Genomic DNA, 10,774 nt, shown 5'->3' with positions numbered 1-10,774 from the left:
CATACAGCCAGATGGCATGCACCAAAAACCTTCACGTTCATTCTGCAAGCAGAATGATTACTCACTCGTTGTTCAGTTTTCAAAGATCAAACTTTCCTTCGTCATCGAAACCAGTTCGTTTCAGCAACTTTTATATCATATCATTTCCAAACCAACTTTGCAAGCTCTTTTTTCCAAGCTTCTTTATAAGTCGCTTGCCGCACCGTGTAAATCGTGTTTTCTTGGCCGGAATAAGAATATACCACGAATCACTTCTACTTGTAAACTATTTTTTTCATTATCAAATTACCCGATTTGCTCTTTACTGTTTCCCTCATTAAAAAGGCTCAACTCCTGGTAGCAGGAGTTAAGCTCAGAATGATTCCAAACGCCGTATGAAGATAACGTATTTATAAACTCAGGTTCAGAATGATAGCAGAAGCTCACTTCATTATAAGAACATCATTTATCTTTCTGCTATCATAATGGCTTTGATATTTTCATCGTCATCATCATAATTTGCAGTAAAGCCCAATAAATAACTACCATATTCATAGATGATCATCTGGCCCTTATCAGAATGAGGATGTTTGTATCGCTTTACTTTTCCCAGAACCTGCTCAACATCCTTAAACGTTCTCATCGGGAAGGCTTTAGTATCAAAGTATACTTCACTAAGTTGAGCAGTGTCTTTGTCTCCATCAAAATTGAATAATACGTATTTTAAATTCTTGAACAACCTTGAGTGCCCATCATCCACATATGATTCACCAGCTATATTCTTCATGACTTCTGCCAAATCAGCTCTAGTTTGCCCTATAAATACTTTTTGCTGAGATGTTTAGATCTGAACATATTGCTGACCAAAGGAAAACCACTCGCAGAACGAGTGGTCCCTATTTAGCCTGAGAACATTTCTATGCAATTTAACAATTCAGTTTCTATTCAATAATGAGCCTTTACTTACGTTCTACCTTATATCCCTTATCCTCAAGCAGTTTCACGATCCCGTGATCACCCAAATAGTGCGCTGCTCCAACCACGATAAAGTACTCTTCACCTTTACCATTTTTCAGATAACCATCAATTTTATCAGCCATGCCGATATTACGGTCAATCAACATCGCTTTATTATACTCCTCGTCATCCGAGAAGCTGTTGGTCAGCTCCAGCAATTGCTCATCATTACCTGTTTTCCACATCTCAGCCATCTGATTCACTGTGTTATCGAGTACATCGAAGTTGTCGATTGTAGAGCGCAGCGTTTTTTCCTGCAGCTCTTTCGAGAATGTATCAAACATTCCCAGTTGAGATTGGTAAGATTCGAGTTCAATAACCGGGATTTTCCGTTCTATCGCTTTTTGAATAAAATACAAATCCACACCGGACGACGCTTCCAGTCCAGCTGTTGATGTTTTCAGACTTGCCAGTGTGCTTTCCACTACCCAAGGCTTGAATGCATCGAGTGCGTTAGGCTCTAACCCCTTTTTCTTCAAAATATCACCGAGCTTGCTGTACGTCTCACTTGAAACATGATCCTTCAAGGTGGTACCATCCTGATATGATCCCAGACTTAACACCAGCTTCTGCTGCTCCTCGTCCGCTGCTTTGCTGATGTCTACCTCTACACCGAGATAGTCAGCCTCCGCAAAGGCTTCTTCAAATTCCGGACGCAGCGGGTAAAAGCTCTTGTCTGCTACATGCATCGAACCTACCAGATAAACGGTGTTGCCGTTATGCTGCACTTCCCACATAAAGCCGCGCCCACCATTTTGAGCGGTTTCGACTGAGCCATCGCTTTTGGATACCAGCAGCACCGTGCGAGCGGCTTTATCCCAACGAACCTCATATCCTGCAGCATCACCAACGATGCGAATAGGCGCATAGGTAACGCCGTTGATGCGTACAAGTTTGCTTTTCAGGGTGATCGTCTTGCCATTGACAATTGCCGTAATGCTATCATCGCTCGTTCCCGCCAATTTCACGTCCATAGCATCCAGCGTTGTACGCAGAGGAACCAGAGTTGTTCCTTTCTGCACAATTGGTGCTCCAGTCGTATATTCAACCGCCTGATTATTTACTTTGACAGCCGTTTCCTGCGGAGCAGCCATTGCCGGTACTGCTGATGCAAGCAAGCCTGCCGAGATCGTAAGCGATAAGAGCACGCGTTTCCATTGCTTCATATAATATGTATTCTCCTTTGTCGTATAAAAAATTTAGCACTAGACTTGTATCAAACCAGTATATGCTCTTCTAGTATACGGTCAAAGGTGGTTATCGTTCCATATTTTATAAACTCATACGAATAAAAAGAGCCCTGGCTCGCGCCGAGGCTTCTATATCAATTCAAACTATGTAATCGCTCATTGGTCACGATTGTTTTTTGGTCTGATATGCATGCATGACCGTTTGAAATTGATTCAACGCTTCCTGATATTCGAGTCGATCCTTATCATTAGAGGCAAGCTGCTTACGCATCTTCAGATCATCCTGCAATCGCTGTACCAGATCTTTGATCTGATCATTCGGATTCGAATGATCTGGCTTGGGCAAAGCTTCCGTTCCAGTCTGCACAGTCAGTTCTCCTTTACTATCCACTTGACCAATTGCTACCTGATTCAATGTGACGTTAAGCTTGCGAAGTTCTTTTTTTACCCAATCCTCACTTACTCCAGCTTCCTGAAGAGATTCGGGCAAAATATTTCCATCCATGATAATCGTTCTTGGTTCCTTTTCCGATGAAAGACGATAGCCCAGCAAATCAGCGGTAAGCGGCTGATATTCCTTTTTTAACATGACACTGATATCCCCACTCTGCTCCATTATTGCAAATTCCACATCGGCAACCCGGAACACATCTTTTTTGCGAAGCTGCTCCAGAAATTCATCAATGGTCAGCCGTTCTTTCTTCAGATTTTTCTGAATGACAGCTCCATTCTCAATAAGGATCGTTGATTTTCCGTCAACAATATCCCTGAATTTTTTGCTTTTCATCGTTAGAAACTCCGCGCCTGTGGAGACAGAAACCCATACGAATACGGCAAGAAAGCCCAGGTACCAGCTTGTGTCTGTATCCAGTGATATGTATCCAATCAGGTTCCCCAAAGTGATGCCCGTAATATATTCAAACAAAGATAGTTCTGATATCTGCCGTTTGCCTAAAATTTTGGTGATGAGAAACAAGATCGTTACCGCAGAAAGTGTTCGTATCATAACCTCTAACCATTCTGGCATGTCGCACATCCCTTTCCTGTGGAGCCTTTTATTCACATAAGGCACATCCATTAATGAGGGTTATAATTACCACGAACGATAGATTGTATGCATGAGACAGAAGCCTGCTGATTCAGCTTAAACGTAACTTATCAATAAAACACAGAGTGACCACCGTCAATCTGTGTTTTTTCCATTTGATCCTGAAGGAAGATGGTGTAATACGCAGAGCCTACGTCATAATCTTTAGATTTTCTTTAGAATTATAATCATAAATTCCTTAATTTTTATGAGTAACATCTAATACATCATCACAAGAGAGGAAGGAACGAGAATGGTCATTAATACGATCTTAGAATTTTTGCATCATTATGGTTATTTGTTTTTCTTCATTGCCTTTTCCTTAGGCCCATTTGGCGTTCCTATACCGAATGAGATCACAATCCTTACTGCGGCAATATTAAGCCATAGTGGAGTTATAAATTCATGGCTGACTTACTTCTGTATTTTATTGGGTTTATTAACGGCAGTGACACTCTTCTATTGGGCAGGCAAATTATTCGGCCCAACATTAAATAAAAAACTCCATAAAAATAAACATTACAAACAAGCAGAGAACATTTTAAACCGTAACGGGAATAACGCCATCTGTATCGGAATGTTCATCCCTGTCGTCCGATATTTTTTACCTCTATTGATTGGGCTAAGCGGAGTGGAGTACAAAAAATTCGCTTTGATCTCATACTCGTCTGCTATTTTCTGGACAATACTTTTGTTTACACTAGGCACTTTTTTTGGCGAGCATCTGCTGTCTGTGCTCTCGTTTTAAGACAAGCTCCCTTTACTCAGAGCGATAAAACGGTCTCTCCCATTTATATCAAGCATTCAAAATTTCTTTCATACGATGGAGGTCATCACATTGACAGTAAAAGAGAATATGTTTTTCTTACGTAGCTTCATTCATAATCCGAAACATATAGGGAGTGTGATTCCTAGTTCCAGGTTTTTAGCCAAGAAAATGATCAAACAAGCTCCTTGGGGAGAGATGAACGCCATTGCCGAGCTAGGATCAGGAACCGGAGCAATTACCCGACATATAAGCAATCATGTCACCGATTCGATGAAAGTGTTGATGTTTGAAATGAATGATATGATGAGAACAAACCTGGAACAAGAGTTCCCTCAGTACTCCTGTTACAAAAATGCAGCGAACCTGGTAGAATGCATGAAGCAACAAAATATTGAGCAATTGGATTGCATATTCAGCGGTCTTCCCTTTTTTAACTTTGAAGCTGATGTAAGAGATACCTTGGTGAATCAAATTCATCAGGCCCTTAAACCTGGAGGATTATTTATCGCCTTTCAATATTCATTACAGATGAAAAAGAAACTTTCTGACCAATTTATCATCGAGACGACTCCCTTTGTTCCCCTGAACATCCCTCCGGCCTTTGTATACGTATGTCGGAAAAAGGAAACGGTATAGAATTGTTTGTAATCTTGCGAATCCATTTTATCTTCAAAAAGGAGCAATCCCGATGAATACTGTTCTTGTTGTAGATGACGATCCTGAGATCAGAGATATCATCCATGTTTATTTACGAAATGAAGGGTACACTATTATTGAGGCTGCTAACGGCGAAGAAGCTATACAAGCCTTAAAGCAGCGTCAGGACTCGGTGCACCTTGTCATTCTAGATGTTATGATGCCAAAGATGGACGGTATTCAAGCTTGTTTCAAAATCAGAGAAATCTCCAATGTACCTATTATCATGTTATCGGCCAAAGAAGAGGACATCGACAAAATTACAGGGTTAACTACGGGTGCCGATGATTACATGACCAAGCCATTCAATCCGTTAGAACTGCTGGCTCGAGTGAGAGCCCAGCTCCGGCGTCAAACATTACTGAATAAAGAAGAAGAAGTTAAAGACCACCTGATCATTAGAGACTTGGTCATTGACAAGAGCAAACATTCCGTCAAAAAAGGCGACAGAGACATCTCGCTCACTCCTTTGGAGTTTTCTATTCTGGAGTTACTTTCAAGCCGACCTGGTCAAGTATTTAGTCCAGAGCAAATATATGAAACGATATGGAACGAACCTTATGGATATTCAGACAATACGGTTATGGTTCATATACGAAATTTAAGAGAAAAAATAGAGGAAACGCCTAGAAGCCCTCAGTTCATTAAAACCGTTTGGGGAGTTGGCTATAAAATTGAAGCGACTATTTAAGGGACCCCGAAAAAGAATTCAAGTCAACATCTTGCTTCGTGTTGTATTGAGCGCCATAATTGCTGCGACAATTAATAATTGTCTACTCCTGTTCTTGACCAAGATCGATGCGTGGGAGATCGAGTGGATTAAAAATTACTTGCCCTATTTTATTACTCCACTTTTTGTCGCGACTTTTATTTTAACCTTTTTTTTCTTCACTCGGCGCATTGTCAAAGATTTAATGTCTTTGGAACGCGGCCTCCAAACGATATCAGAGGGCAACCTGAGTTATCGCGTATCACTCGATCGTCAGGATGAACTAGAACGAGTTGCGCATAATATTAATCTAATGACCGAACGTTTACAAAAACAGATGTTAAAAGAGCGTGAGATCGAAAATTCTAAAATGGAAATGATTACGGGTATTTCACATGACCTTAGAACACCTCTCACAAGCATCATCGGATATATTGAACTTCTGCGATCCAACACTTTCCAGAACGAGGAAGAATACAATCGGTTTGTCCACAACACGTATAACAAAGCCATTCATTTAAAAAAACTGCTTGATGACTTGTTTGAATATACGAAATTAACTTCCGTCGATGCCAAATTAGATTATAAACAAGTTGATTTATATCAATTAGTCGATCAATTATTATTCGATTTCGAGCCTATTGCTCAGGAAAACCAGATCCAGCTCCACAGAGATATCGGCGATGCCCCTATCATGATACGCATTGATAGCAACAAAATCGCAAGAGCGATGGATAACCTTCTCATGAATGCCTTAAAGTATTCCTTCAAACCCGGGATCATAGATGTTCGGATTAAAAGGGAAACTACATGGATTACCATAGAGATCGAGAATAATGGAACTCCTCTCACAAACGAACAAAAAAGCAGACTGTTTGATCGTTTTTACAAAGTCGATCATTCGAGAAGCAGCGAGGGCATTCAGACCGGCTCGGGATTGGGCCTTTCTATTTCCAAAAATATTGTGGAACTTCACCATGGGACAATTACGCTAGATCATGTCGATACTCGATTCACGTTTACAATAACTTTACCAATAGACAAGCCTGACTAAGACATACTCAAGATCATTAGAATTACTACGGAGGAAAGAGACTTGAAGCTCTACAATTACTTGCTTTTATTGCTAGGATTTTTGAGAAACCCCAAACGGGTCGGAAGTATCACCCCGAGTTCAAAACGGTTAGCCCATAAGGTGGTCAGCTCGGTACCATGGAACGAAGTTACGTCCATTGCCGAGCTTGGTTCAGGTACAGGTGCCATAACCAGACTGATACAACACCGCATATCCGATCGTACAAAAGTATTTTTATTCGAGAGAGATCCCTCTATGAGAAAACGCCTGAATTCCACGTATCCACATTTTCAAATGAGTTCAAATGCCTCGTATTTATACAAAAAAATCACTCAAGAAGGCCTTCCCAGTGTGGACTGTATCATTTGTGGTTTACCATTTTTTAATTTTTCCAATGAGATGAGACAACGAATACTGGACCAGATTCAGTACGCATTGAAACCTGGGGGAACACTTATTGTTTATCAGTTTTCTCTTCAAATGAAACACACGTTAAACAGACAGTTCATCGTTGAAAATACAACCTTTGTACCTTCTAATTTCCCTCCCGCTTTTGTGTACGTATGTCGTAAAAAAAACGACCAGTTCCCCAATAGATAATTGAAGAACGGTCGTTTACGAAATTACATTTAAAGCTTTAACTGAAAAAGTAATTTGTCCTTAGAACATTGCTGTTACTGTTATTTTTATTTCATTTTGTCGGTAGAAAAGGTCATATCCCCTATAATTTTATATATATTCTGTCGTATTCTTTATTTTATGATGTCGTTTATGAACAAGAACTGCTGAGATAGTTATTGTTAATCTGTATTTAAATTCAACCTCATTATCTATCTCTAAAATAGAAAAGTCTACACCCAATTGAATGTAGACACCTGATAAGTTGTAATTATACTTAGCGTGTTTTTTTAGTAAATATATAAGTTAAAGAGCAATCAAAAAAATACATTTTATATTTTAGAATTTTTCTTATTTACTCTTGTAAACTCCATCTTTCCTGTTGTCTTTCTACCTGTGAAGTAATGTCCCTTTAGAATGGGTTCATCATCAGTGTCTAAGCTAATCCTTAACTTTGCTGTTCCATCATGATTTGGGTTAGTATCTCTATTCTCATCTGCGTCATTATAATATGTATAACACAGATACTTGCGGCCAGCTTCATCAATCCATATATCGCTTGTGTAACTACTACTAAAACTTTTATCTGTCTCGAGTGTCACTTTAATTCTGTCAAACTCATGTCTTATTTCCATACTAGTACGTATCGGCTCTACCCTTTTTCCTGATTCTTGATCAATGTAATCTGATTGAATTGTACCTTCCCACTTCCCTCCAATGTAAGGTACAGTGCACAGCCATGGATGAAATAAATGGGGGAATCTCATCCATATTATTCGCTTAAATAATAAAGCTTCAATTAATAACGAAATCCCCGCAGCACTTGCAGCAGAGACAATGATGAAGATGTTGTACGGTGGCCCCTTAAACAATACAATCGTAACAAATATTAATATACCTAATATAATCCATATTCTCCAATAAACACTCGAGTTATACATTGATCATCCTCCCCTACTCATACTCATAAAAAGTTATGAGAGAATTAATAAACGATTTCATATTATTCAGCATGTCGCGATTGGGGCACAATAGCTTTATACCATTTGCTTCTTTGAATGTATCCAATGCATACGAATGACTATTCAAGTATTCTATTAACTTAGAGAACATAAACACTTTACGACAATCTTTGAATTCCAGATAATATTCATTTGGAATATTCCACAATAAAGATTCTAAAGCAAATGAACTAACCCCACTTGCAGATGAAACTCCATTATCTTTCATCAAGTATCTCATTTTTTTCATGATTCGAACCATTTTTTTATAATAGTGGTTTGTGGCAACGTTCTTCTCTTTACCATTCCTGATATGTTGTTCTGGATAATTTATAATTTCTTCTCCTGAATCTGCATTTATAACTATGCCTCCAACATAGTTTGTGGGATTATCATAATAATCAAAGCTAAAGTCTTTATATCTACGACATGGAACTGCATCTGCATCTTTTCTGTACGAATTACCATTAATTTTTATTGATTTATTCTCTCTACTTACATCAGATCCGAACGTGTTTGTTAAAGCTATCTCGATCTCATCTTTAAAAGATTGTGAACGTGGTTGAGCATTTACAAATCCATAGTTTGCGTCACTCACACCCTGTCTATAATGAGTAGTAAATATGTCTTCTTCGACAACTGCTATGTCTACATCACTTTGAGTACGAACATTTGTGTTATTTGCATAAGATCCTTGCAAGAACACCTTTATCTTTCTATTGTTAGAAGTAGACTCCAATACTTGGTAGTAAGAATATGTATCAGAATACATCTTTTCCAAACTCGTACTCTTTTCTTGAAATCCCAATGGCTTAATTGAGTTGATTACCATGTTAATTGCATTCTTACATTGTTGATCCTCTGTATTACTGAGTGGTTGAGAATAATTATTTAACATACTTTCAGTAAATTTCATGAAATAACCTCCACAAAAATTTTCAAAAAAAGAACATATGTTCCGTTCTATTATATCTCTTACAATTTAATTAGACAATGGAATTAATGCTTTTTCTATATAACAGAAATCATCCCCTGATTTAAATAAAAAGGTACTACTCGATTATTGAGTATGAACTGCACCCTTTGTCAAGGACACTTATAAAAAAGGGGCTTGTGAATTTTATGCCGCGGATAAAAGATGATTTCTGTACTGTACAGGAGTCATCTTTTTACGTCCCCATTGATATCTGTGGTTATTGTAATAACGTATGTATCGATTGATTTCCTGCTTGAGAGCCTCGAAGCCGGTACAGCTAAGGTGGTCAACATGGTCCTTGAGATGACCGAAGAAGGATTCCTGCGGGGCATTATCCCAACAGTTACCTCGTCTGGACATGGACTGACCAAGCTTGTATTTCTTGAGCAACTTTTGAAAGGTCGGGCTTGTATAGTGGCTGCCCTGGTCGGAATGGATAAAAGCTCCTTTAGGCAGTTTAAGACGCTTTTGCTTCACCAATTTTTCTACGGTATCTGTCGCTAAATCCAGCGTAATTCGGTCCGAGAGATGATGAGCCAAGACTTCGCCTGTGGAAGCATCCAGCAAGGTGGACAAATAGGCCATTTGAGAAGATCCATAGGGCAGATAGGTGATGTCCGTGAGCAGGGCGAGACCGGGGATTTGTTTTCGAAAATCTCTTTGCAAAAGATTAGGCATGGTCCGGTGCTCCTGAGTTGCTTTGGCCATTCGCTTATAGGGGTTGGGTTTCCGGTGAGGACAGACGATATTGAATTTCTTCATCAGTCTGCGAATCCGTTTGAGGTTATACACGATGCCAAACTCATTCTCTAATGTCATCTTAATGGAGCGAGCTCCCTTCTTGAAGCCTCGGCGATCAAATGCTTTCTTCACCCACTTTACGCTTTCCTCATCTTTTTGAGCTCGTTTGATGCGTAAATCCACGGTTTGCAGGTAATGATAGTAGCCAGATCTTGAGACCCCTAGGAGCTCACAAAAATACCGGGTCATCCGCTTCAATCCTTGGCTCGTTGCTTGATGAATAAGCTCAAATCTACGACTTTCGCTTGGATTGTTTTTCTCTAAGCATAGCCTCCTTTCGTTCTTGTCGAACTTTTTTAGCAAGTCAATCTGCGACTCGAGAAGTTTGATTTTCGCTTCTTGTTTGGCAATGATTTCAGCAGGTGTGAGCTCTCTTTGCCGTGGACGCCCTGAAGCCCCTTTCCTGGAGTCGGTGAGTCCGATAATCCCATCCCGTTCGTAAGCCTTTTTCCAACGATCTGCACTCTGCTCCACTCGCGTCATTCCAATGAGAGATACGTCAAATCCAGCCGTCTCAAAGATTTCTCGAGGTGTTTTCCCTGACAAATACTGATCGATGAAAAGGCGTTTAAACTCATCTGTGTACGCCAACGATTTTTCGCTAACCCTAGCGATATATGGATTTTTAGATAAAGCCTCGCGCTCTGTTTGGTTAAAGTGTTTTTTGCTCATGTCATCCCCTCCATTGCCTCTTACAGTATACAAAAAGTACCCATAGCTCAGACACCTTTTTTTTAAAGTGTCCAGTCTATGGGTACCAGTAAAATGTACCCTATAAGATGGACACTTTAAAAAAGGTCATCTTGTAGGGTCTTTTTGTGTACAATGAATAAAAAAACGAGCGGTGGTCAAGCGA

At 39.6% G+C, this 10,774-nt stretch carries 11 protein-coding genes; 5 read left to right on the top strand and 6 right to left on the bottom strand.

Going from position 1 to position 10,774, the window contains the following annotated elements; genetic code table 11:
• Positions 1-445: 445 nt before the first annotated feature.
• The 3 genes from HNR77_RS29690 to HNR77_RS29680 form a co-directional block, all read right to left on the bottom strand.
• Positions 446-778, bottom strand: coding sequence for a hypothetical protein (locus tag HNR77_RS29690; RefSeq protein ID WP_184191665.1), 333 nt, complete (start codon positions 776-778; stop codon positions 446-448).
• Positions 779-938: 160 nt separating this feature from the next.
• Positions 939-2,162 (bottom strand): TraB/GumN family protein, encoded by a 1,224-nt coding sequence (locus tag HNR77_RS29685; RefSeq protein ID WP_184191663.1) that lies wholly within the window; start codon positions 2,160-2,162, stop codon positions 939-941.
• A 187-nt stretch (positions 2,163-2,349) separates the two neighbouring features.
• On the bottom strand, positions 2,350-3,213 hold the full coding sequence (locus tag HNR77_RS29680; RefSeq protein ID WP_184191660.1) for a DUF421 domain-containing protein: 864 nt from the start codon (positions 3,211-3,213) through the stop codon (positions 2,350-2,352).
• 313 nt (positions 3,214-3,526) lie between these two features.
• On the opposite strand from HNR77_RS29680, the gene HNR77_RS29675 reads away from it, so the two are divergent.
• The 5 genes from HNR77_RS29675 (at position 3,527) to HNR77_RS29655 (ending at position 7,122) form a co-directional block, all read left to right on the top strand.
• Positions 3,527-4,021, top strand: a complete 495-nt coding sequence (locus tag HNR77_RS29675; protein ID WP_184191658.1) for a DedA family protein — start codon at positions 3,527-3,529, stop codon at positions 4,019-4,021.
• Positions 4,022-4,096: 75 nt separating this feature from the next.
• Positions 4,097-4,678 carry a class I SAM-dependent methyltransferase gene (locus HNR77_RS29670; protein ID WP_184191656.1) on the top strand — a complete coding sequence of 194 codons (582 nt, stop codon included), beginning with the start codon at positions 4,097-4,099 and terminating at the stop codon, positions 4,676-4,678.
• Between the two features lie 52 nt (positions 4,679-4,730).
• Positions 4,731-5,429: a response regulator transcription factor gene (locus HNR77_RS29665; RefSeq protein WP_184191654.1), complete on the top strand. Its 699-nt coding sequence runs from the start codon at positions 4,731-4,733 to the stop codon at positions 5,427-5,429.
• A 31-nt stretch (positions 5,430-5,460) separates the two neighbouring features.
• Positions 5,461-6,501 (top strand): sensor histidine kinase, encoded by a 1,041-nt coding sequence (locus HNR77_RS29660; protein WP_260411027.1) that lies wholly within the window; start codon positions 5,461-5,463, stop codon positions 6,499-6,501.
• Between the two features lie 141 nt (positions 6,502-6,642).
• Positions 6,643-7,122, top strand: coding sequence for a class I SAM-dependent methyltransferase (locus HNR77_RS29655; RefSeq protein WP_311768691.1), 480 nt, complete (start codon positions 6,643-6,645; stop codon positions 7,120-7,122).
• A gap of 350 nt (positions 7,123-7,472) precedes the next feature.
• Here HNR77_RS29655 and HNR77_RS29650 read toward each other — a convergent pair whose 3' ends face one another.
• The 3 genes from HNR77_RS29650 to HNR77_RS29640 form a co-directional block, all read right to left on the bottom strand.
• Entirely contained in the window at positions 7,473-8,081 is a 609-nt protein-coding gene (locus HNR77_RS29650; RefSeq protein ID WP_184191650.1) for a Cap15 family cyclic dinucleotide receptor domain-containing protein, read from the bottom strand.
• A 13-nt stretch (positions 8,082-8,094) separates the two neighbouring features.
• Positions 8,095-9,057 (bottom strand): nucleotidyltransferase domain-containing protein, encoded by a 963-nt coding sequence (locus HNR77_RS29645; protein ID WP_184191647.1) that lies wholly within the window; start codon positions 9,055-9,057, stop codon positions 8,095-8,097.
• Positions 9,058-9,261: 204 nt separating this feature from the next.
• On the bottom strand, positions 9,262-10,590 hold the full coding sequence (locus tag HNR77_RS29640) for an IS3 family transposase (protein ID WP_184191644.1): 1,329 nt from the start codon (positions 10,588-10,590) through the stop codon (positions 9,262-9,264).
• Between the last annotated feature and the right edge of the window lie 184 nt (positions 10,591-10,774).

The sequence above is a fragment of the Paenibacillus sp. JGP012 genome, from assembly GCF_014203995.1.
Classification (GTDB): Bacteria; Bacillota; Bacilli; order Paenibacillales; family Paenibacillaceae; genus Paenibacillus; species Paenibacillus silvae.
Note: the sequence above shows the minus strand (reverse complement) of the source record. Positions and strands in the feature narration are given on the sequence as shown.